Annotated in this window: 21 protein-coding genes and 2 pseudogenes; 9 read left to right on the top strand and 14 right to left on the bottom strand. The window is 58.9% G+C overall.

Annotated features, from left to right (window positions below):
* Nucleotides 1-12 precede the first annotated feature (12 nt).
* From QOL84_RS01385 to QOL84_RS01430, 10 genes are read right to left on the bottom strand one after another with little or no spacing between them, the layout of a single operon-like run.
* Nucleotides 13-1,149 carry a glycosyltransferase gene (locus QOL84_RS01385; protein ID WP_283435878.1) on the bottom strand — a complete coding sequence of 379 codons (1,137 nt, stop codon included), beginning with the start codon at nt 1,147-1,149 and terminating at the stop codon, nt 13-15.
* Nucleotides 1,142-2,110 carry a glycosyltransferase gene (locus QOL84_RS01390; protein ID WP_283435879.1) on the bottom strand — a complete coding sequence of 323 codons (969 nt, stop codon included), beginning with the start codon at nt 2,108-2,110 and terminating at the stop codon, nt 1,142-1,144. The genes QOL84_RS01385 and QOL84_RS01390 overlap by 8 nt, the downstream gene beginning before the upstream one ends.
* Complete coding sequence (locus QOL84_RS01395; protein ID WP_283435880.1) at nt 2,107-3,480, bottom strand: O-antigen ligase family protein; 1,374 nt, start codon at nt 3,478-3,480, stop codon at nt 2,107-2,109. The genes QOL84_RS01390 and QOL84_RS01395 overlap by 4 nt, the downstream gene beginning before the upstream one ends.
* The gene (locus tag QOL84_RS01400) at nt 3,477-4,568 is read right to left on the bottom strand and encodes a glycosyltransferase family 4 protein (RefSeq protein ID WP_283435881.1); all 1,092 of its coding nucleotides are present in this window, start codon (nt 4,566-4,568) and stop codon (nt 3,477-3,479) included. The genes QOL84_RS01395 and QOL84_RS01400 overlap by 4 nt, the downstream gene beginning before the upstream one ends.
* Nucleotides 4,565-6,157, bottom strand: coding sequence for a GumC family protein (locus tag QOL84_RS01405; RefSeq protein ID WP_283435882.1), 1,593 nt, complete (start codon nt 6,155-6,157; stop codon nt 4,565-4,567). The genes QOL84_RS01400 and QOL84_RS01405 overlap by 4 nt, the downstream gene beginning before the upstream one ends.
* Before the next feature lie 16 nt (nt 6,158-6,173).
* The gene (locus QOL84_RS01410) at nt 6,174-7,199 is read right to left on the bottom strand and encodes a polysaccharide biosynthesis/export family protein (RefSeq protein WP_129394650.1); all 1,026 of its coding nucleotides are present in this window, start codon (nt 7,197-7,199) and stop codon (nt 6,174-6,176) included.
* Between the two features lie 21 nt (nt 7,200-7,220).
* Nucleotides 7,221-7,868, bottom strand: coding sequence for a CpsD/CapB family tyrosine-protein kinase (locus QOL84_RS01415; RefSeq protein ID WP_008084477.1), 648 nt, complete (start codon nt 7,866-7,868; stop codon nt 7,221-7,223).
* Nucleotides 7,868-8,614 carry a sugar transferase gene (locus QOL84_RS01420; RefSeq protein WP_053119140.1) on the bottom strand — a complete coding sequence of 249 codons (747 nt, stop codon included), beginning with the start codon at nt 8,612-8,614 and terminating at the stop codon, nt 7,868-7,870. Before QOL84_RS01420 ends, QOL84_RS01415 begins: the two co-directional genes overlap by 1 nt.
* Before the next feature lie 18 nt (nt 8,615-8,632).
* A complete protein-coding gene (locus tag QOL84_RS01425; RefSeq protein ID WP_283435883.1) occupies nt 8,633-9,670 on the bottom strand; it encodes an NAD-dependent epimerase in 1,038 nt (345 codons plus the stop codon).
* Nucleotides 9,667-11,019 (bottom strand): UDP-glucose dehydrogenase family protein, encoded by a 1,353-nt coding sequence (locus QOL84_RS01430; protein WP_283435884.1) that lies wholly within the window; start codon nt 11,017-11,019, stop codon nt 9,667-9,669. The genes QOL84_RS01425 and QOL84_RS01430 overlap by 4 nt, the downstream gene beginning before the upstream one ends.
* 390 nt (nt 11,020-11,409) lie before the next feature.
* Between QOL84_RS01430 and QOL84_RS01435 the strand changes: the two genes are divergently transcribed.
* The 7 genes from QOL84_RS01435 to QOL84_RS01465 all read left to right on the top strand — a co-directional run bounded on the left by QOL84_RS01435 (nt 11,410) and on the right by QOL84_RS01465 (nt 18,752).
* Nucleotides 11,410-13,107, top strand: coding sequence for a sulfatase-like hydrolase/transferase (locus tag QOL84_RS01435; protein WP_283435885.1), 1,698 nt, complete (start codon nt 11,410-11,412; stop codon nt 13,105-13,107).
* A gap of 174 nt (nt 13,108-13,281) precedes the next feature.
* Nucleotides 13,282-13,935: an ABC transporter ATP-binding protein gene (locus QOL84_RS01440; protein WP_283435886.1), complete on the top strand. Its 654-nt coding sequence runs from the start codon at nt 13,282-13,284 to the stop codon at nt 13,933-13,935.
* Complete coding sequence (locus QOL84_RS01445; RefSeq protein ID WP_283435887.1) at nt 13,932-16,403, top strand: ABC transporter permease; 2,472 nt, start codon at nt 13,932-13,934, stop codon at nt 16,401-16,403. The genes QOL84_RS01440 and QOL84_RS01445 overlap by 4 nt, the downstream gene beginning before the upstream one ends.
* Nucleotides 16,393-17,463 (top strand): lipocalin-like domain-containing protein, encoded by a 1,071-nt coding sequence (locus QOL84_RS01450; RefSeq protein ID WP_283435888.1) that lies wholly within the window; start codon nt 16,393-16,395, stop codon nt 17,461-17,463. The genes QOL84_RS01445 and QOL84_RS01450 overlap by 11 nt, the downstream gene beginning before the upstream one ends.
* A 168-nt stretch (nt 17,464-17,631) precedes the next feature.
* A complete protein-coding gene (locus tag QOL84_RS01455; RefSeq protein WP_129394643.1) occupies nt 17,632-17,874 on the top strand; it encodes a hypothetical protein in 243 nt (80 codons plus the stop codon).
* A gap of 11 nt (nt 17,875-17,885) precedes the next feature.
* A complete protein-coding gene (locus tag QOL84_RS01460; RefSeq protein WP_283435889.1) occupies nt 17,886-18,083 on the top strand; it encodes a hypothetical protein in 198 nt (65 codons plus the stop codon).
* Nucleotides 18,084-18,167: 84 nt separating this feature from the next.
* On the top strand, nt 18,168-18,752 hold the full coding sequence (locus tag QOL84_RS01465; protein ID WP_283435890.1) for a hypothetical protein: 585 nt from the start codon (nt 18,168-18,170) through the stop codon (nt 18,750-18,752).
* Between the two features lie 337 nt (nt 18,753-19,089).
* Here QOL84_RS01465 and QOL84_RS01470 read toward each other — a convergent pair whose 3' ends face one another.
* Nucleotides 19,090-19,893 (bottom strand): glycosyltransferase family 2 protein, encoded by an 804-nt coding sequence (locus QOL84_RS01470; protein ID WP_283435891.1) that lies wholly within the window; start codon nt 19,891-19,893, stop codon nt 19,090-19,092.
* 227 nt (nt 19,894-20,120) lie between these two features.
* Between QOL84_RS01470 and QOL84_RS01475 the strand changes: the two genes are divergently transcribed.
* Both QOL84_RS01475 and QOL84_RS01480 read left to right on the top strand, forming a co-directional pair.
* Nucleotides 20,121-20,933, top strand: coding sequence for a VanW family protein (locus tag QOL84_RS01475; RefSeq protein ID WP_283435892.1), 813 nt, complete (start codon nt 20,121-20,123; stop codon nt 20,931-20,933).
* Between the two features lie 395 nt (nt 20,934-21,328).
* Nucleotides 21,329-21,481 (top strand): annotated as a pseudogene (locus tag QOL84_RS01480) (DUF6124 family protein); the annotation flags it as partial.
* Between the two features lie 4 nt (nt 21,482-21,485).
* On the opposite strand, the pseudogene QOL84_RS29440 reads toward QOL84_RS01480, so the two are convergent.
* The 3 genes and pseudogenes from QOL84_RS29440 to QOL84_RS01490 all read right to left on the bottom strand — a co-directional run.
* A pseudogene (locus tag QOL84_RS29440) lies at nt 21,486-21,686 on the bottom strand (hypothetical protein); the annotation flags it as partial.
* A 113-nt stretch (nt 21,687-21,799) separates the two neighbouring features.
* Nucleotides 21,800-22,213 carry a hypothetical protein gene (locus QOL84_RS01485; protein ID WP_283435893.1) on the bottom strand — a complete coding sequence of 138 codons (414 nt, stop codon included), beginning with the start codon at nt 22,211-22,213 and terminating at the stop codon, nt 21,800-21,802.
* A 172-nt stretch (nt 22,214-22,385) separates the two neighbouring features.
* On the bottom strand, nt 22,386-22,691 hold the full coding sequence (locus QOL84_RS01490; protein ID WP_283435894.1) for a hypothetical protein: 306 nt from the start codon (nt 22,689-22,691) through the stop codon (nt 22,386-22,388).

Raw genomic sequence — 22,691 nt, forward strand, 5'->3', positions numbered from 1 at the left:
GCTTCGGTCCTCTTAACGGTTCTGTTCAGGATTCCACTGGGCATACCGCTGGCCGCGCAGGAACTGCCACAGGCCGAGACTCATCCCGGCAAGGGTGACCAGCAGAAACGCGGCGAGGCGGAAGGGTTTCGGCAAACGGTGTTGCGAATCCAGCAGCCCGGCAATCGCGATGGCGTAGCCGAACAGTTGCGCGATCAGGGCGAGGCGATAGAAACCGTGGTCGTCCCACAGCCAGAAGTTGCTCAGCAGCAGCGGCAGCAACAGGATCGGTGCGAGTCGGCGGATCAGTTTGTGGCTGATCAAGGCAATCGAATACAGGCCATATTTCAACGGATTGAGCAGCTCGCGACGCTGGGCGATGCTTTGCAGACCGCCGACGGTGACGCGCTGACGGCGACGGAATTGCTTGTCCGCTTCATCGACGCCGTGATCGATCACTTGCGCTTCGGGCACGTAGACGATGCGTTTGTGCGCCACCGGTGCGCAGGTGCTGATGAAGAAATCGTCGTTGACCTCGGCCGGCACGTTCTGGAACAACTCGCGGCGCAGGGCGAGCAGGGCGCCATCGGCGGAGACCATGCAACCGGTGCGGTTCTCGACCCGGCGCAGCCAGCCTTCGTAATGCCGATAGAGACTGTCGCCGACGCTCAAGCCACCGCCAGTGACCGGGATGACCATGTGCCCGGCGCAACCGCCGACCTGCGGATCATTCAGCGGCGCAAGCAAGTAGCCGAGGGTTTCGCGCGACCATTGGTTGTCGGCGTCGGTGAACACCAGAATGTCGCCAGTGCTCAGCGCTACGCCGGCATTCAACGTCGCCGCTTTGCCCTGGCGCGGCAGGTCGAGGACGGTGATGCGCGGGTCAACGACGTTGTGCGCGCAAGCCACGGTGTCATCGGTTGAACCGTCGCTGGCGAGAATGATTTGCAGGGTTGCTGGCTGATAATCCTGCGCCAACAACGTGCGTAATTTGTGCTCGATATGCCGCGCCTCGTTGTGCGCGGCAATCACGATGCTGACATTCAGCGGCGGCGCCGGGGTGTGGCGCCAGGCCGGGAACAGCGGCGCCACCAGCGTCAGCAGCAGTGGATAGCCGACGTAGGCGTAGACCGGCAGCAACAGGCACATCCAGAAAATGAACTCAGCCACGGGCAGGCCTCCTGGCGTTCCAATGACACAGACTCAAGATGAATGCAGCCCCGGCCAGATGCAGACGCACCCAGTGCAGGCCCCACAGTTGCAGAGTCAGGCCGATATCGTGGTGTTTGGCGCTCTGGCGCAGGCTGAGCACCAGCCCCGGCAAACTGGTGATCGCGACCATGATCACCGCGTGATGCGGAAAGCCATTGAATAACGCCGAAATCGCCAGAAAATCCAGCAACCAGACCAGCAGCGACAGCATCGGGAAACGCAGCAGGCGCAGGCTGAAGCCATGGGTGCGCAGCAGTTGCAGATGACTGCCCTGACGCCACAATTCCTTGCCCATCCACTCGCGCCAGTTCATTTCGTAGCCCCAGTGCAGGGCGACGCTGTTGTTGATCGACAGCAGCCGCGCGCCTTGTTCGTGCAGGCGCAGGGTGAACTCTTTGTCTTCGCCGGTGCGCAGGGTTTCGTTGAAACCGCCGACCTTGTCGAACCAGCGGCGGCGCATCAGCAGGTTGGCGCTGGGCAGCCAGTCGACGACGTGCGAGGTCTGTGACGATACGCGCAAGGTCCGGCGCTGCCATGCGGTGGCGTACCACGGCGCTTCGGCGGGGGTGTGCAGATCCAGGGCGAAAACATCGGCCTGACCGCTGGCCTCCAGTTCGAACAGCGACTTGAGCCAGTCTTCGGGCATTTCGATGTCGGCATCGATGAACGCCAGCCACTCACCGCTGGCGATGGCCGTGCCGCGATTGCGCAGCGCGCCGATCAACAACCCCGGCAGTTCCAGCACCTGCGCGCCGAACTGGCGGGCAATGTGCGGGCCGTCATCGCTTGAGCCGTTATCGACGACGATCAGCTCGCACTCGACATTGGCGGCGAACGCGGCTTTTTGCGCGGCGAGCAAGGTCCGGCCAATGTGCCGGGCCTCGTTGAACATCGGGATGACGATGCTGATCCGGCTCATGCCTTCGCCTCCGTGGTCAGCGGTGCCTGCTCGGCTTTCAGGCGCAGCACGCTGGTCAGCGCGAGCATGATCCACACGTATTTCTGGTTCGGCGCGCTGAGGAACATCAGGAACAGCGTCAACGACAGGAAGCTCACACCGAGGTGGGTCATCAGATCCGCCTGATACGAATCGCGGCGCAACATCCACGCCGCCCGTGCGCGAATCAGGTTGTACAAACCGAGGCCGAGCATGCCGACGAACAACAGCCCGGCAGGAACGCCCAGCTCACTGAAAATTTCCAGATAAGTGTTGTGCGCGCGGCGGTACAAGTCGCCGATCTTGCGGTTGGCGGAAAACGCCTTGGCGTAGCCAGTGGTCGCGTAATGCAGCGGGAAGGTGCCGGGGCCAGAGCCGAGCAGAGGGTTCTCGCGGATCATCTGACTGCCGACGACGATGTACGACGCACGGCGGCCGAGGGATTCGTCATCGTGACCCTTGGCGCCAGCGCTCAACACACTCAGCGACTGGATACGCGCGAGGTAACCGGCGGGCATCGCGTAAATCGCCAGCGGAATCACGATGGCCGCGCCGAGCATGGCAAAGCCCAAATGCCGTGGGCGAATCCGCGTCAGTTGCGTGCGGTAATGCCAGCAGCCGATCAACAGGCTCAAGGCCAACACCACCAGACCCGAGCGCGATTCGGTCTTGGTCATGCCGCCGAGCAACAGCAGGCAGCAACCGCCCCAGAACAAGCGGTGCAGCAGGTTCGGGCTGCGAATCACCAGCAGCAGGCCCATCGGCACGGCAAAAGCGATCAGCAGGGCGAAGGCGTTGGGGTCTTCGAGCAGGCCGGCGGCGCGGCCCTGATCCTGGAATTTGGTCGAGAACATCGCCATCGCACAGGTGGTACTGACGGCGAGGGTGACGAGGCGGGCGAACAGGTCGAGGTTGAGCTCGCGGCCGATCAGCAGGGTGATGACAAACAGAATCAGGCCGACGCTGAGCTCACGCAGATGCCCGAGCGACATGCCCATGTCATCGGTATTGAGCAGGCTGAGAAAGTACAGAACCATGAACCAGATGAGGTAGCGCCAGATATTGCTGCGCAGACGCTCCGACGGAATCTGGTGCAGCGCCAGTTGCAGCATCAGGATCACCGCCAACCCTGCACCGAGCAATTTGCTCCCGGAAAACGAACTGTCCTTGAAGAAGCCTTCGAACGGCACCAGTGCGGCAATGCCCAGCAGGCCCCAGGTCGGTTTGCGATACAGCACAGCAAAACCCACCAGGCCGAGCACCACTCCCGGCGCCAGATACGGATAAGGGCTGGCCAGCAGGGCGATGCAGACCAGACCGAGCAAACTGACGATCGAGAGCGGGAAAATCATGCGCGTGCCTCCCGTGCCGTGCGGATGTACAGCTGCGACCAGCGTTCGGCCAAGGCCTTGAGGTCGTAGCGATCCTGTTGCGTGCGTTTTGCGTTGTCGCGCAGCTGTGCGGCCAGCTTCGGCTCGGTCAGCAGCGTGTCGAGCTGCCGGGCGAGGGCGGCGGTGTCGGTCGGTGCGGCGAGCAGACCGTTGTGGCGGTCTTGCAGCACGTCGGGAATCCCGCCGACAGCGAACGCCACCACCGGCACTCCGGCCTGCATGGCTTCGAGCAAAATCATCGGTGTACCTTCGGTGCGCGAGCTGATCACCAGCGCATCGAGTTGCTGCCACCACGGTTGCATGGCGATCTGGTAACCGGGCAAACGAATCCTTTCGTGCAGACCGGCGTTGTCGATTCGCGCCTGCAACGCCTCACGCTCCGGGCCATCGCCGAGCATCACCGCGTCCAGTTGCGGGTGTTGATGACACAGCGCGATCAACGCATCGAGAAACAGATCCGGGCCTTTCTCGCTGCTCAAGCGGCCGACATAGCCGGCCAGCCAGCGTTGCCGATCGGCATCCGGCACCAGCGCCGCAGCCGCCGGCAAGCCGTTGGGGATCACCTGTAACTTGTCCGCCCGGACGCTGGCCTGACGGTGCAGCGTGGCGATGCTTTCCGCCACGCAGACCACCCGATCCACCGACGCCGTGCGACACAGTTGCAGGCTCAGCCAGGTGTAGAACTTCTGCTTGCGACTGCGCGGGGTAAAACCGTGCTGAGTAATCACCAGCGGCAGGCGCCACAGCGTCGCGCCCACCCAGCCGAACAGCAGACCTTTGAAGTTGTGCGTATTGATCAGCGGCTTTTCACCGCGACGCTGACGCAAGTGCCGCAGCAACTCCCCAAGCCCGGCACAGCCGCGACAGTCCACCCCGGCCTCGCGAAAGCGCTGGATCAATTCTCGCGGCGCGTCGAGGAACAGCACCTGATGCTGCCCCGGCGTCGCCAGGCAATGATCCAGCAACATCCGCTCGGCCCCATAGAAACCGCCGCTGCTGAGCAAATGAATGATCGGCAGCGCGGCAACAGGGGTTGGCGCGGTGTTCAATTGCGCACCCAGTGCAGGAAGCTCGGCACTGTCCAGTTCTTGTGCGGATTGCTTGGCAGCACGTTCTGATCGTTGATCACCAACAGCACCGGTACGCCCAGCTCGTGGCTGATTTGCGCCGGGTGTTTGAAACGGTGATCGAAGAACTCACGCACGTAGACCAGGGCAATCGCCAGCAACAACCCGGTGAACAAGCCGAACGGAATGATCAGGCCCGGTTTCGGGAACGCCGCTTCGGTCGGTTCGAACGGTGGGCTGAGCACCCGCGCGTTGGACAGATCGTCGCTGAGCGAGCGGGTGGTGCTGCTTTCCGCGAAGCGCTGGGCGTAGGTCGAGAACGCGGCGTGCATCGCATCGATCTCGGTGTCCATCTGCCGCAGTTTGCTCTGGGTCTGCTGCAACTCGTGGATGCGGTTCTTGAACTCAGTGATGCGCGCGGTTTTCTGATCGATCACCTGTTGCACCACGGCCAGATCGTTGGTGCGTTCCTGAATGCGGTTGCTCACCACTTTGAGGAACTGGCCACGGGTGCGGGCAATCTGTTCACGGGTCAGCAGCATCGGCTCACTGCTTGGCTGGAACACCGCCAGATCATTCATGTAGCGGCTGACCTGGGTGGTCAGTTGTTCGCCCATTTGCTTGATCTCACGATCCTCGAACGCGACGTTGTCGACGGTGGTGGTGAAGGTGTAGGGAAAGGTGTAGTCGTTGAGCTTGTTAGTGCTCGCAGCGGCCAGCGCGGTTTTCAGGTATTCGAGCCAGCGCTGGCTTTGCAGCAGGCGATCGCGGTAGAGGTTCAGCGCTTGTTCTTCGGTATTGATCGCGTTGAGGCGGAAGGTGATTTCTTCCTTCGGATCCGACGCGCCGACACTTTCCAGCAAGGCCTGACGATTACCTTCCAGACCATCGATGCGCACTTGATACAGATGCTTTTTGGTCTCGTAGAAGGACTGCGGCAAGTCGATCGATTGCAGCGCCTGACGGCTGACCAGATAGTTCTGCAGCAGCGCACTGACAAACGTCGTGCCCTGATGCGGATCGGGGAAGCTGTAGACGATCGAGATCACGTTGGAGCCGGGCAGGGTCTCGATTTTCAGGCTGTCGATGGCTTGTTGGGTGAGGGCGTCGAGCGCCGTGTCACGCACAGGATCGGTCTCCAGCCCAAGCACGCTGCGCACTGGATTGATCACATACTGGCGTAGCGGCGAACTGATGTAGCGCTTGAACGGTTCGGCCACCAGTTTGCTGAAGATACCCGGCGAAGGTGTGTATTCACCCTTAGCGCGCAGTTCACTGATGGTCTGGCGGATCAACGCTGGGGAACGGAGGATGTTGCTTTCCGTTTCCATGTCCGCCAGCGACGGCGGAATGAACGTGGCGTTGTCCACCGTGAGCGACGTGGTGGCGTCACCCTGGGAGAGTTTTTTCGACTGCACGATGACCTGCGCGGTGATATCGAAGCTCTGTTTGAGCACCAGCGGCAGGAGCAGGGCGATCACTGCAAAGATCAGGAAGACACGCTTCACCAGTTGCTTGTTGGCAAAGAAGATCCTGAAGAACTCATGCAGGTAGTTTTCCTTTGGATTCATGTCGGTCACCTGAGAGTCAGTTGCTGTTGTCGTCTTTGTTGTCCAGGCGATAGCCGAAACTCAGGCCAACACCCTGGAACAACACAACGTCTGCCAATTGCCGGGCGAGTTCGCCGGCGCTGGCCAGTTTGGTTTTCGGCACGTAGAGCATGTCGTCCGGTTGCAGGTAGGCGATTTGCGGCGCCTCGCCCGACAGAGCCTTCTCGACGTCATAACGCACCGCCTGCACCTGATTGCCGTTGCGGCGCATGATCACCACCGAATCGAGCCGCGCCTTGGCATTGGTGCCACGCGCCAGCGTCAGTGCTTCAAGCACCGAGACCGGCCGGCGGATCGGGTAGGAACCCGGTTGGCCGACTTCGCCGAGCACATAGATTTCGTTGCCAGCGGTGGATTTCAGCAGCACGTCCACGGTCATCCGACCGGGCAGTTGCGCGTACTTCTTGTTGAGGAAGGTTTCCAGTTGATTGACAGTCATGCCTTGCAGCGGCACGGCGCCGATTTCCGGGAAACTCGCATAGCCGTCAGTGCCGACGGTGATCTCGCGGCTCATGCCGGTGGCCGGGTGGTTCAGCGCGCTTTTCAGGTTCTGCTCATTGGTCAGCGGGCTGATAATCTGCACGGTCAGCTGATTGCGGTTGGGCTGGAACAGTTGTTTGCGCTGATAGGCGCGCTGGATTTCCTCGCGCGCCTGATCACTGGTCAGCCCGGCAATTTTCACCGAAGTGTTGGCGCCCGGCAGTTCGATGGTGCCGTCGGGCAGCACCAGTTGATTGCCGTTGAGCTGGCTGGCAGCGGTAAAGTTGAGGCCGATCTGGTCACCCGACTGCACGCGATAAGCGTCCGAGCCGCTGGTGCTGATATGGAAGATCACATCCAGCACATCCTGCGGGCGCAGGGTCTGCTCGATCTTCGGCATATCGGTGGCCTGGGCGTTGGCCGGGGTGGCGGTGAGGATATTCACCGGCATGTTCTGGGTTTCGGAATTGCTGGAGCAACCTGCAAGCGGCAGCATCAGCAGCACAAGAATCTTGGCGTTCATGGCGTCATCCTTCGCGTTCGCTTAGAGGTTTTTGTAAAGCCATTTGGGCATGTAGTACTTGCGCCGGTTGAACACGCTGCCGACCACTTTTGCCCCGGCCTGAGTCAGGCGTTGCACGGCGGCCTGGGCGACTTCCCAGCGGGTGTCCTCGGCGCGCACGACAAACACCACGCCATCGACCTGGGTGCTGATGACCAGCGTGTCAGCGGCGGAATACACCGCGTCGCCGTCAATCACCACGAAGCGGTACTGGCTGCCCAACTGGTCGAGCAACGGGCTCAGGCGCTCGGCGGTCAGGTGTTCCATGGTGCGGATCGGCCGACCATTGGGCAGCACGTGGAAGGGCAGGCTCGACACCTGCACCACGCAGTCCTGCAACAGCGGCGGGTTGTCCGGGTTGAACAGCAAATCGCGCAGGCCGCGCTCCTTGCTCAGGTTCAGTTGCTGGGTGAGGTTGCTCGCCGACTGGCTGGCATCGACCAACAGCACTTGGCCGCTGCTCATTTGCGCCAGTTGGCTGGCCAGCGCCAGCGCACTGGTGGTGGTACCCGCGCCGGGGTTGGCGGCGGTCAGGAACAGGATCCGCAGATCGAGATCCAGCACGGTCGAGGTCAGGTTCGATTCGCTGGGATTGGCAATGCTCAGGCTTTTATTCGTTGAACCGTCCATTAGCTTGCTCCGTGGCCGCTGAATACTTTGAAAGGGGTTTTCAACAGGATCTTCAGATCAAGCAAAAGGCTCTGCTCGGCGATGTAGCTGAGGTCCAACTCAACGCGCTGGTCGAAGTCGATGTTGCTGCGCCCGGAGATCTGCCAGAGGCCGGTCATGCCGGGGTAAATCGCCAAACGGGCGAGGTGGCTGTCCTTGTAGCGGTAGGCGTTGAACGAGGTCGGACGCGGGCCGACCAGGCGCATGTCGCCGGTCACTACATTGATCAGGTTGGGCAGTTCGTCGAGGCTGGTGCGCCGCAAAAAACCGCCGATGCCGGTGATGCGTGGGTCCTGGTCAATCTTGAAGTCGATGGCGTCGGCACCGTGTTTGTTCAGGTGACGCAGCGACTCTTTCAATTCTTCGGCGTTGGCGACCATGGTGCGGAATTTGTACATGCCGAATTTGCGGCCGCGGTAGCCGGTGCGTTTCTGCACGAACATCACCGGGCCTTTGCTGGAGTATTTGATGGCCAGCGCGAGGCCCAGCAGCAGCGGCGAAATCAGCAGCAGAATCATCAGCGCACCGAGGCAGGCGACCACGCGGTTGGTGCGTGACAGTTGCCATGGGCGACCGCCATCGCGGCCCGTGAACCAACCGCGACCCTGGCGATGAATCGCTGCGTCGAGGCGCATTCGCTGCTCAGGATCCATGCGCTTGTCGCGCTGCAGTTGTTGGATCGGTACACCTTTTTCATGTCCAGTCATGGAGTCCTCCGCTGATGTTCAGCCGCGAGCGGCGCGTGGGCGATAGGCAGTCGGGTAGTAGTCGCGAAACCATGCGATGAAGCGTCCAAGTCCTTCATCCAGCTCTATGCGTGGCTGGAATCCGGTGGCCTGGGCCAGATCGTCGGTCTCGGCACAGGTGTTGAGCACGTCGCCCGGTTGCAGTGGCAACAGCTCGACAAGGGCTTTCTGGCCGAGGTGTTTCTCCATCAGCGCCAGATAGGTTTTCAGTTCCACCGGGTGGTGGCCGCCAATGTTGAACAGGCACCACGGCGCCATGCTGGTGCCCGCATCGGGATGTTCGCGGTCCCATTCCGGATGGGCGTGCGGCGCATGTTCGACAAGGCGGGCGATGCTTTCGACGATGTCGTCGATGTAGGTGAAGTCGCGTTGGTGTTCGCCGTAATTGAACAGCTTCAGTGGCGTGCCGTCGGTGATCGCCCGGGCGAACTGGATCGGCGACATGTCCGGCCGGCCCCATGGCCCGTACACGGTGAAAAAGCGCAGCCCGGTGCTGGGAATGCCGAACAGGTGGCTGTAACTGTGCGCCATCAGTTCATTGGCTTTTTTCGTCGCCGCGTACAGCGACAGCGGGTGATTGACGCCGTCCTTTACCGAGTAAGGCGTGTGCTGGTTGGCGCCGTACACCGAACTCGACGAGGCGTAGATCAGATGCTCGACCGGGTGATGCCGGCAGCTTTCCAGAATATTCAGGAAGCCGCTGAGGTTGCTGTCCAGATACGCCCGTGGATTTTCCAGCGAATAACGCACGCCGGCCTGCGCCGCGAGGTGAATCACCACTTGCGGGCGTTCGCGGACAAACAGCGCTTCGATGGCCGAGGCATCGGCCAGGTCAACCGTGGCGAGCGGGAAATCGCCAACCTGCTCGCGCACCCATTGCACGCGATCATGCTTGAGTTGCGGGTCGTAGTAGGCGTTGAAATTATCCAGGCCGACCACCGCGTGGCCATCGCGCATCAGCCGCAACACGCAATGGGCACCAATGAAACCGGCCGCACCGGTGACCAGAATTTTCATGGCCGCAGCCCTTCGGGAGCGATGTGGCGCAGGCCGATGCCGCTGTAGTGCAGGCCAGCGGCGGCCACTTGTTCGGGGTTGTAGAGGTTGCGGCCGTCGATGATCACCTTCGAGCGCAGCTTTTGCGCGAGCAGTTCGAAATCGACCACGCGGAAGTTTTTCCATTCGGTGCAGATCACCAGCGCATCGGCGTCTTCGAGGGTGTCGTCGCGGGTCGCGCACAGATGCAGGTCATTGCGGTAGCCGTAGAGGCGTCGGCATTCGGACATGGCTTCCGGGTCGTAGGCCTGCACGCTGGCGCCCTCGGCCCAGAGCGCATCCATCAGATAACGGCTGGGGGCTTCGCGCATGTCGTCGGTGTTCGGTTTGAACGCCAGGCCCCAGACCGCAATGGACTTGCCGGCCAGGCCTTGGGGAAATTGCGCTTTCAGTTTGCTGAACAGGATGTGCCGCTGGCTGTCATTGACGTCGGTGACGCTGCGCAGCAATTTCAACGGCATGCCGTTGTGTTCGGCGGTGTGCAGCAGGGCGCGCAGGTCTTTGGGAAAGCACGAGCCACCGAAGCCGCAGCCCGGATAGATGAAGTGGTAGCCGATGCGCGGGTCGGAACCGATGCCTTTACGCACCGCTTCGATGTCGGCGCCAAGCAGTTCGGTGAGGTTGGCCAGCTCGTTCATGAAGCTGATGCGCGTGGCGAGCATCGCGTTAGCCGCGTACTTGGTCAGCTCGGCGCTGCGGTTGTCCATGAACATCAGTTTTTCGTGGTTGCGGCAGAACGGCGCGTACAGCTCGCTCATCTGCTCGCGGGCCTCGTCGTCGCGGGTGCCGACGATGATCCGGTCCGGGCGCATGCAATCGGCGAGGGCGCTGCCTTCCTTGAGGAATTCCGGGTTGGAAACCACACGCACGGTCAGCTCGGTTTTGCCGCGACGCAGCAGTTCGCTGGTGGCCGTGGCCAGCACCTGATCGGCCGTGCCGACCGGCACCGTGGATTTGATGATCAGCGTGCGATCCGCTTCCATGTGCGAGGCGATCTGGCGAGCAACGTTGAGCACGTGGCTGAGGTCGGCAGAGCCATCCTCGTCGGCCGGCGTGCCCACGGCGATGAAGATCAGCTCGGCGTGCTCGACGGCATCACTGGCCTGGGTGCTGAACAACAAACGCCCGGCTTTAATGTTTTCTTCCAGGGTGCTGGATAATCCCGGTTCACTGATTGGTGGAACTGCTTGTTGCAGTTGCTTGATTTTATTCGGGTCTATATCCACGCAAAGAACACGATGTCCAACATCGGCAAGTGCCGCTGCTTGTATCAGGCCAACATAGCCCGTACCAAATACGCTCACGTCCATATTGGCGTGCCTCGTAAGACGGTGGAAAGAGTTCGAAATGAGACTGTCAAAAGGGGTATAGCGCAGGGTGGGAAAAGCGTGTCAGCAAAATGACATGTTGCACCTGTATAACAGCCCCAATTTTGGGGGCGATTGGCCATCAAGTACTTGCTATTGCTGGATTTGTCCCGTCCTTGACGCTTTTTTCACATTTAAAAGAAAGCGATAAACGGTCGAATCCCGCGAAATTAAAGGCTTTCAGCAACTTGAGTGTGTCAGATTTGAGTCATCGGTTTTTTGACGCTTTTACGAAAAGTCAGCCATTTCTTGCGCTTTGATGGCCGGGTGCTAGTGTCAGATTTTGACCGACAATCTCTTGACCCTCTGCCGTTTTTGCGCGAGCGGAATGCCATGTTTCGATATTTGAAAGAACTGCTTTTAGTTATTTATTTGCTGCTTTATTGCGAATATTACATTGATCGGTTAAATGCTATCGGCTTCGGTTTTGCTGCACTTCTTTTTGGCGCAATGTTTTTGGCGCTGACTTTAGCGTTATATCTAACGGCGTATATACGGCAGACACTCATTCGGCATTTATTCGCATTGGCGATGTTTGTCTCAGCAGTGTTTTTTGATGTCTATACGCGGGTCACGGCCGATTACCTCAGCTATAGCAGCTTCGTCTCGCTGGTCTACTCCGGTGGCTTCATCCAGGAAGCGGCGTATCAGTACCGTGACGCGATCCTGCACGGTGCGCTCAGCGGTTTGTTGCTGTTGTTGGGCATTGGCCTCAAACCGCGGCATGCACTGGTGGTGCCCAATGCCCTGCGCGTAGCGGCGCCGGTGTGTGGCGTGCTGCTGCTCAGCGCGGTGCTGTTTTTGCGGGCGGGCGAGGGCGCCCGTGGCCTGCCGATCATGTACACGCCGCTGGCCTATCTGAACCTGTTTGCCTACGAAGCGCTGCACAACACCGTCGGCCCGCGTGAGCCGGTGACGCTGGCGCGCGCTTCGACGGCGGTCGGGCATGACATCGTGCTGATCATCGACGAAAGCATCTCCGGCAATTACCTCGATATCAACGCGCCGTTCGGTGTGCACAGCAACCTCAACCAGGCGCACCCCGGCGTCGCCATTTTCAACTACGGCTATGCGGCATCCATCGCCAATTGCAGCGCCGACACCAACGTCACGCTGCGCTACGGCGGTACTCGCGCCGACTACATGCGCATCAACAGCACGCTGCCGTCGATCTGGCAGTACGCGAAAAAGGCCGGGCTGCGCACGGTGTACATCGATGCCCAACGCACCGGCGGCAATCTGCAGAATCTGATGACCGATACCGAGAAGAAGGACATCGATGAGTTCGTGCAATTCGACCAGACCAGCGTGCGCGATCGCGACATGGCGGCTGCGGCGAAGCTGATCCAACTGCTCAACGACGACCAGCCGGAACTGGTGGTGATCAACAAGGTTGGCGCGCATTTTCCGGTGCACGATAAATACCCGGATGCGTTCATGGCCTACCGCCCGACCTTGCCGCGCGGGCAGTTCACCGAAGTCGCCGACACGGGCGAACGCACCGGTTTCAATGGCCAGCCGGATGACTGGGTGCTGTATCGCAACGCCTACAAGAACACCGTGTTATGGAACGTCGGCGAATTCTTTGCGCGGGTGTTTGCCCAAGCCCATCTGAATAATGCGTTGCTGATCTACACCTCCGATCATGGTCAGGATCTGCATGAACGCGGTAATCCCGGGCTCAATACCCATTGCGGTGGCGACCCGGTGGAAGAGGAAGGGCTGGTGCCATTGGTGGTGATTCAGGGCAATGATCTGAAGACACTGGACTGGTCGGCGCAACTGCCGGCGAACAAGGACCGCTCCAGTCACTACAACATCTTCCCGACGCTGTTGCAGTTGATGGGTTATGACCTGGCGGGGATCGAGGCGGTATACGGCAAACCGCTGAGCGTGCCGACGGCGGATGAGTTCACTTTCAACTATCGCTTCAATGCTCGGCTCGGGGCTAAACCTGAGTGGAAGCACATTGATCTGGGCAGTATTGTCACGCCGACGCAGGCGCCCGCCAGTGTGGCGGCGGGAGAGTAGATTTTGAGTTGGCTGGGCTGACGCTTTCGCGAGCAGGCTCGCTCCCACAGGTTGCCTGTATTCCAAATGTGGGAGCGAGCCTGCTCGCGAAGAGGTCGTGTGATTCACCGCAAGATTCTGGTCTGTCATCGGCATCCGCTATCCTTGCCTCACTCTGACCGATCAGGTGGCGGCATGCTTCGCGTTGAAAACGTCTTCAAAAGCTACGTTACACCCCAAGGCTCGCTGCCGGTGCTGCAAGGCGTCGACCTGACGCTGCAAGCCGGCAGCAGCCTGGCGCTGATGGGCGAATCCGGCAGCGGCAAAAGCACCTTGTTGCACTTGGTCGCCGGCCTGGACAAGGTCGATCGCGGCAGCATCAGCAGCGGTGAGCATCGGCTGGAAGAGATGAACGAGGCGCAACTGGCCAATTGGCGGCGTACGGAAATCGGTCTGGTGTTTCAGCAGTTCAACCTGATCGGCAGTTTGCGCGTCGAGGACAATCTGGCGTTTCAGGCGCGCCTGGCCGGGCGTCATGAGCCGCGTTGGCAGGCGCATCTGGTGCAGCGCCTGGGGCTGGGTGATTTGCTCAAGCGTTATCCGGAACAGCTTTCCGGTGGTCAGCAACAGCGGGTTGCATTGGGCCGGGCGCTGGCGTCGCAACCGAAACTGTTGCTGGCTGATGAACCCACCGGCAGCCTCGACGAAGCGACCAGTGATGAAGTGCTGCGTCTGTTGCTGGAATTGCTCGATGACACGTCGACCACTTTGCTGATGGTCACCCACAGCCAACGGGTGGCGGCGCGGTTGGCGCAACGGCTGGTGCTGTCGAAAGGGCGGCTGACGTGAACGTTTTCCGCCAGACCCTGCGCGCGTTGCTCAGCCATTGGCGACGTCATCCCGTGCAGTTTTTCAGTGTGTTGACCGGGTTGTGGCTGGCGACCAGCCTGCTCACCGGCGTCGAAGCGCTGAACAGTCAGGCTCGCGACAGCTACGCCCGCGCCAGCCAGATGATCGGCGGCGAACCGCAGGCCAGTCTGAGTACGCCAAACGGTGCGACGTTCAGCCAACAGTGGTTTGTCGATCTGCGTCGACAGGGCTGGCCGGTGTCGCCGCTGTTGCAGGGCCGTTTGCTCCTCAAGGGTGAGGAAAACCAGCGGCTGCAATTGATCGGTATCGAACCGGTGTCGTTGCCGGCGGACTCTGCTGTGGCCGGGCAGGCGATGCCGATCGAGCGCATCGTCGAATTCTTCACGCCGCCGGGCACTACCTGGGTTTCCCCGGAAACCTTGCAGGCCTTGAACCTCGCCGAGGGCGCCACACCGCAGACTATCAATGGGCTGACGTTGCCACCGTTGCGCGTGCAAAAGGACATGGCGCCGGGTGTCTTGCTGGTCGATATCGGCGTGGCGCAAACCTTGCTCGAACAACCCGGACAATTGTCGCGGCTGTTGCTGCCCAAGGATTTTCACCAGCCGCTGCCGTCGGCGTTCATAGGCCAGTTGCAGTTGAAAAGCAGCGGCGAGGAAAACAATCTGGCGCGGCTGACCGAGAGCTTTCATCTCAATCTCGATGCCTTGGGTTTTCTCTCGTTTGTGGTGGGATTGTTCATCGTCCATGCCGCCATCGGCCTCGCATTGGAACAGCGCCGAGGCTTGCTGCGCACCCTGCGGGCCTGTGGTGTCAGCGCGCGGATGCTGATTTTTTGCCTGATTGTCGAATTAGGTGTGCTGGCGCTGATTGGCGGATTGTTCGGTGTGATCAGCGGCTACTGGCTGGCCAGCGTGCTGTTGCCGGACGTCGCCGCCAGCCTGCGCGGTTTGTACGGCGCGGAAGTGGCGGGGCAGTTGCGGCTGAGCCCTTGGTGGTGGTTCAGCGGCATTGGTTTGAGCCTGCTCGGCGCCTTGCTCGCCGGGGCCAACAGTTTGCTGCGCGCGGCGAAGTTGCCACTGCTGGCGGTGGCGGACCCGCAAGCCTGGCACCAGCAATATGCGCTGTGGCTGCGCCGCCAATACTGGCTTGCCTTGCTGTTGGGAGCGCTGGCACTGGCTGCACTGGTGTGGGGCGACAGCCTGGCCAGCGGATTTGTGCTGATGGCCGGGTTGCTGCTCGGCGCCGCGCTGGCGCTGCCGGTGTTGCTCAGCGCTATCTTGAATCAGTTGCTGGGGCACAGTCGCTCGGTGCTCGGGCAGTGGTTTCTCGCCGATTGCCGTCAACAATTGCCGGCGTTGAGTCTGGCGCTGATGGCGTTGCTGTTGGCCCTCGCCGCGAACATCGGCGCGGGCAGCATGACCGCCGGTTTTCGCCAGACCTTCAATGACTGGCTCGAACAACGCCTGAGCGCCGAGCTGTACATCAACCCGAGCAATCCGGCGCAGGCGCGCGAGATGTACAGCTGGCTCAGGCAGCAACCGAACGTCGCGGCGGTGCTGCCCAACTGGCAAGTGTCGGTAACGCTGCAAGGTTGGCCCGCCGAAGTGTTCGGGGTGATCGATCACCCGCATTATCGCCAACACTGGCCGTTGCTCGATGCCAGTGGCGGCGACCCGTGGGGGCACCTGGCGACCGACGATGCGGTGATGCTCAGCGAACAACTCGCCCGGCGCCTGAAGGTGCGCGCGGGTGACCACCTGACCATTCCCACACCCAACGGCGCATGGTCGCCGCGCATCGTCGGCATCTACGCCGATTACGGCAATCCCAAGGGACACTTGCTGGCCAACGTCAATCACCTGCTGCGCGGCTGGCCGCAACTGACGCCGAACCGTTTTAACCTGCGCATCGACCCAGCGAATATCCCGCCGTTGTTGAGCGCGTTGCAGGCGCGTTTTCAGCTGGATGACAGCCGTATCGTCGATCAGGCCCGCCTCAAGGGCTGGTCGGTGCAGGTTTTCGAACGCACCTTTGCCGCGACGGCAGCGTTGAACAGCCTGACCTTGGCCGTCGCCGGTGTGGCGCTGTTTATCAGCCTGCTCACGCAGAGCCAGAGCCGTCTCGGACAGCTCGCGCCGCTGTGGGCGTTGGGCGTGACGCGCAAACAATTGATGCTGCTCAATCTCGGTCAAACCTGGCTGTTGGCAGTGCTGACGCTGGTCTTGGCGCTGCCATTGGGAATCGCATTGGCGTGGTGCCTGGATGCGGTAATCAATGTGCAGGCATTTGGCTGGCGTCTGCCGTTGCGGGTATTCCCTTGGCAGCTTTTGCAGTTGATGGGTTTGGCATTGTTGGCGACATTGTTGGCTTCGGCGTGGCCGCTGTATTCGCTGTACCGCACGCAACCGACGGACTTGCTCAGGACGTTTGCCCATGAGGATTGACGCCGTTGTATTGCTGCTGGTTGTGTTGCTACTCGTTGGCTGCGATCAATCGGCGCCGGAGCAGAAGGGCTTTGCCGGGATGGGCGATCAGGCTTTGGCGTTCACCCCGGTGGTGCCCGGGCGAGTGTTCAGCTTCCCGGCGGATCATGGCGCGCATGCCGGTTTTCGCATCGAATGGTGGTACGTCACGGCCAATCTGAAGGATCAGCAGGGCAATCAATTCGGTGTGCAGTGGACGTTGTTTCGCAGTGCCCTGAAACCTGTGGCAGAGCAGGCCGGCTGGGCCAATCAGACGATCTGGCTGGGGCATGCGGCGGTGACCTCCGCTGGCGTACATCACGCCGCCGAACGTTATGCCCGCGGTGGCATAGGGCAAGCGGGTGTGCGCGTGGCGCTGTTCGAGGCGTGGATCGACGATTGGCGTTTCGCCAGCGAGGCACCGGATCCTTTGAGCGATCTGCAATTGAGCGCCCGCGACAAAGACTTCGCCTATCAACTGCACCTCACCTCCAGCCGTCCGCTGGTGCTGCAAGGTGATAACGGTTTCAGCCGCAAATCCGCAGAGGGGCAGGCGTCGTATTACTACAGTCAGCCGTTTTTTCAGGCCAGCGGCACCTTGCAGATCGACGGCCAGAGCTACACCGTCAGCGGCCCGGCATGGCTCGATCGCGAGTGGAGCAGCCAGCCGCTGAGCGCCAACCAGACCGGCTGGGACTGGCTGTCGCTGCACCTCGACAGCGGCGAAAAGGTCATGCTCTTCCGCACCCGGCAGAAGGACGGCGTGCCGTACCTCACCGGCACCTGGATTGCCGCCGACGGCCAGACGCAAACCCTGCGCAGCGAGCAGATCACACTGACTCCGCAAGATACCGCCACGGTCGCCGGCCGCTCGATGCCGGTGAAATGGTCGATCAGTATTCCCGACAAACACTTCGACATTCAGCTCAACGCCCTCAATCCCAACGCCTGGATGAACCTGCGCATCCCCTACTGGGAAGGCCCGGTGCGCATCACCGGCAGCCATCCCGGCCAGGGCTACCTGGAAATGACCGGCTACTAACCCCCCCCTCTGTGTAGGAGTTGCCGAAAGCTGCGATCTTTTGATCGTGTTTTTTCAGGGCAAGATCGAAAGATCGCAGCCTCGTTGCACTCGGTAGCCCCTACAAGGATCGGTTTGAACTTGGGCTGCGGTGTTGTCCTCTACAGGGAAACCTGTCGAGAATTTGCCATGAGCGACGACCTGCAACCCCCGGATCTCAACACCTGGCAGCGTTTGTTCGACGACGAAAGCTACTGGCAGCAATCGCCCGACGCGCATTACTTCGATCTGCAGCGCATCGCCGACGACCTGCTCGGCCAAGGCGCCATCGACCTCGAACAATGGCAGATCCTGCGTGCCAAGGCCGCTGATCTGCACAAGGATTCCCCCGCCATCAACGTCGCCCGTGAACTCGACGATCCCGAAGCCTGAGGACTACCGCCATGAAACCGATCACCCAAGGTGAACACCCCGATGAACCCCGGCCACCGGGCGAAACCGAACGCGACAACGATGCCCTGCGCCCCACTGATCCCAAACAGCGTGAAAACAGTGGCAAAGGCACGCCCAGTGGCGAATCAACTGCGCAAGACACCGCCAAGCAACACACCTCGCCGTCACAAAACAAAGCCAAGCCCTGAACAGCGTCTATGCTCAGTGGCACGTCCGCCGCCAAGCCACGTTGGCGCCGGGCGCTGCCATTCATCACAGGGAAAGTATTGCTTATGAAGCTCGACGCACTGGCCAAGGCCATCACCCTCGCAACCTTACTGTCCGCCACCAGCTTCGGCGCCCTGGCTGCCGATATCCCGTTGTCCGCCACGGTTGAGGCGGATCAGGTCACCACCAAAGTGTTGTCCGTCGATGCGGCCAATCATCAGGTGGTTCTGGAAGGCGCCGAAGGTAAGCCGGTTCACGTACAGCTCAGCGACAAAGCGAAAAACCTCGCCAATCTGAAGGTCGGCGATCAGGTCAACATCGAAGTGCAGCGTTCGGTCGCCGCTTATCTCGATACCGATGTGGATAAAGGTTTGCCTGGCTCCACCGAGCGAACCGGTGAGCTGCGCAAGGCGCAAGGCAGCGATAACCCCGGCGGCGAAGCATTCCGTCAGGTTCAGGTGCAACTGAAAATCACCAAAATTGATTTGAAGAAGAATCAGGTGACCCTGGAAAACCCGGCCGGCGTATCGAAAACCCTCGACGTGAAAAAGCCTGAAATTCAAGCCAAATTGAAAGATTTGAAAGAAGGGCAGAGCGTCATCGTCACTTACACCGATATCTTGAAAGTGACCAGTCAACACGAAAGTTGAGCATTAACTCTACAGGGTGATTGTTCTTGTACAGGTTTAGGTATGAGAACAATCATATAAAAGTGTGTTGTCGGAAGTTTCTCGGTAAATATCGGCGATACACACTTTTTAACTTTCTAGTACATAAAATTCATCATTATCAATGACGACATAACCGCCAACTTCTATTAAAATCCCTCTCGTTCGCCCAGTGTCAGGGCTCTTTACCGGTGCATGGATTGCCAGGCCATTACACTGGGCGAACACCTCTTTGGAGGTTGTATACAATATTTGAAAACAAAAAGGGCGACTCTAGAGTCGCCCTTTTTTGTTCACCCTTGATTTAAGCAGTGCCCGGCTACGCTTGCTGTGCCTGAATGCGCTTGAGCGTCGCCTGATACATTTTCGTGCGGCGGTGATCCTTGCCGTACGTGCCTGCCGCCGCGACCGTGCCGGACTGGATGTGATCCAGATAATGAAAGATCTTGCGCGGAGAAAGGAACTTGATGCCGTAGCCCAACGCCGACATCCGGTCCTGCAGCGTATAACCCGGCACTCGATCATCCATACAAAAGTGCAGTCCTTGCGACTTCATCAACCGCGCATTCCACAACGTACAGAAACTCTTCAGATGGGTTTCCCTATACGGTTTCGGCTCTTTGGTTTTTAGTCCCAACTGCGTCTTTGCCCGGCGAACATAGTGTTTGCAGAAGCGCGAAGTTAAACGCCAGGTATCTCGCACAACCCCACGATTGATTTGCTCGACACAACCGACCGCAGCGATATCCGGCGTTTTCGTGCACTCGCGCATCATCATGGCAAACACTTCCTTGTCGTAGACAAAAGTGTCGGTGTGCAGCAGAAACAGGTAATCGGTGGCAACTTGGTCCAGCGCCAGATCCAGCGCTTTGCCGTGGGCAATATGCCCGGCCTCTTTGCCCGGCGAAGGCCGTTCGATCAAGTTGATCCAGTCCAGCGAGCGCAAGTAATCGAGACTGGCATCCGCCGAATCGTTGTCCACCACCCACACGGGAATTTGCCGCTCCTGAACGTGCTCGCGCAAAAGCTCCAGGCACATTCGGGTGAGATCCGCAGTTTTGTAATTTACCAAGACAAGGCTGAAGTTCGACGCTGGCTGGGTTGGTAAATCAAACGATTTCATGTCAGAAGGACTCATCTGCGATTCAAGGGCGACAGGGTTTCGTGGCCGTGATCGTAGCGAGGCAACCTTAGGCGAACCTTAATTTGCGGATTGGGTGGCCGGCAGAGTGTGTCGAATTGAGACCGCTGGTGGTATGAAATGCCTGCGGTGCTGCCGGTCATTACCGGATAAAATGCGCGCAACTCTCACTGTTCAAGGAAGAAACGGCGCACGCCGTTGTGTCACGGATGAAACCACTCTCCCTCTACCACCCAGCCTTGTATTGGCTGCGCGTGTGGCAAAAAAGACTGTTCCGCCAAATTGCCTGGCGCTGTTCCAGCAAACGCTACGCACGCCCCGTTGCTATGGCCGAGCGCCTGCCATTTCGCTACCTCAAACACACCTCGAAACTCATCCGCAAACTCGGCGACTCCGACCTCGCCCTGCAACACAACAAAGTCATCAACCTCAAACTCGCCGTCGCCGCGATCGACGGTGTGATCATCGCCCCCGGCGAACACTTCTCCTTCTGCCGCCTGGTCGGCCGCCCGACGTTGAAGCGCGGCTACGTTGAAGGCATGGAACTGTCTTTCGGCGAGGCACGACGCGGGGTAGGCGGTGGTATTTGCCAACTGAGCAACCTAATTCACTGGATGGCGATTCACTCACCGCTGGTGGTGGTCGAGCGCTCCAACCACAGTTTCGATCCATTCCCGGATGAAGGACGGGTGCTGCCGTTCGGGTCCGGGGCGGCGATTTTCTACAACTACGTTGATTTGGTGCTGCATAACCCGACGGATCGGATTTTTCAGCTGAAGTTGAACGTCGGCGAGACACAACTCGAAGGGGAGTTGTTGTGTGATCGGGTGAGGGCGTATCGGTATCACGTGTTTCAGGAAGGGCACCGGTTTGTGCGAGAGGGGGAGCGGGTGTATCGGGAGAATGAGATCTGGCGGGAGGTGAGGGAGAAGGGGCAGGTTGGGGAATTGGTGGAGCGGGTGAGGTTGTATCGGAATCGGGTGGTGGTTAAGTACGAGGTGATGGAAGAGTTGATCGGGTAGGGCGCACAAACAGCTTCGTCGCTGGCGGTATTAACGGACGTTTGCAAGCTCGTTTAAATTACACAAACCGTTACGCCACAAAGGCTACAACGCCTTGCGCCGTTGCCTACGCGTACTCCAGAATCCGCCGGCATACGCGCCTATAGGGCGGGCTATATCGTTTTCCTGTCACTGCAAAACAGTGAACGGGTTTGGTAGCCCGCTTCGGTATGGCCGTATGGTGCCACCTTATTCAGCCTCTTTTTTGCGGCTGCGTTTTAATGGTGGGCATGCGTGGGGCTCATTCGTGAGCGCCGGGTTCCGTATCGACCGGTCTACCAACCCGCGCATGGCCGCCACCCATCGTTTGGTAGCGAGAGTGATGGCTTCTATTTTCTTGATACGGAGCTTCATCAATGTTCAAACCAACGCCAAACCCACCGGACGCCGATCCGATCCCGTACGACCCATCGCTAGAACCCCAAAAGATAAAAGAGGCGACCGACCGCGCCATCAACTTCTATCTCAACCCCGGCTCACTGAAGCTCTTAATCCCGATCCGCAAAACCAGCAGCCGTCATCGCCGAACTCGATTTTCTTCAGCAACTGGCCGTTGAGGTCGTACTCGTAGGCAGTGCGTCGACCGTCAAAACCAGTTTCCTGCTGGATCAGGCTATTCGAGTAGTAGTCGAGTTGGTAGCGTTCGCCACGCTCGTTCTCGATCTCGGTGAGGTTGAGTTGCGAGTTGTCGTAGCGATAACGCAGTTGGCTGCCGTAAAATTAATCAGGGACGGACCACGTTTAAAGTGCGAAACGGAAAAATATAGCCTGTCTCCTATTGCGCGGAGCTCGCAAGTGAAAAAGTTGCTCATATATCGTTTTTGATTTTATTCTGTATCAATGAGTTTTTTGTATCGGTTGAATATAGTTATGCAGGCTCGATCTTCGTTAACTAGGTTCTCATAAAAACTGTCGTCTTCAGCCCATTCTGGAAAAACAAATTGAGTCTTGTTTTTGTTGTTGTGAGTTTCTTTGGATTTCAAAATCCAGTGAGATGAAAGCTTCTTTTCAGAAATTTCAAAAAAATCAAGGGCAAACGGTTTTGGGTACTCGTCATAAGGCTCTGTGCAAATGTAAAGCCAAGGGCAGTTATCCCAAAGCTCAATGCCATAAACTACATATTCTTTTCCAATTTCGATTTCCAGTTCATCGTCGCCAATTGAAATGTAGCACTTTAGTCTTGATGCTGTTTCTGTCGAGAAGTTTTCGCCTATCTTGTTTGTTTTGCATGTGACTTTCACTTTTTGTCTCCAGGTGGAACGCTTGGATCGTTACCCCGTAGAAAATAAATCTGTCCCTTTTTAGTTTTTTTAGTTTTTTTAGTTTTTTTAGTTCTTTTTAGTCTGCTTTTTAGCCTAACGTTTTCGGGAGTGGTGTTTTTTACGAAGGGTCTATTTTACGCCTGCGTAAAGATTAAGGTTTTTTTATTTTATTCAGAGTGTGATCTAACGCTATTTCAAGTTCAGTCCAAGTTTTCGCGCTTTCGCTGTGTGTGGGCGACTCCCAGTTTTGATCTGTAATTAGCGAGATTCTAAAGGAGCCTTTTTCGCTGAATTCTGGGTACCATCCAATATCAATTATTTGTTCGAGTGGCAGTGATGCCTGTAATAGATCTTCTTTTAAATCGTCGGTAATAAGTTTGATGTCGCTTCCAACTAATGTGGAGAGTTCATCGAAAGTAATTGTTCCGCCGAGCGTTATTATTTTATTAATGTTCAT

Origin of the sequence: Pseudomonas helmanticensis (genome assembly GCF_900182985.1) — a bacterium.
GTDB classification, from domain to species: domain Bacteria; phylum Pseudomonadota; class Gammaproteobacteria; order Pseudomonadales; family Pseudomonadaceae; genus Aquipseudomonas; species Aquipseudomonas helmanticensis.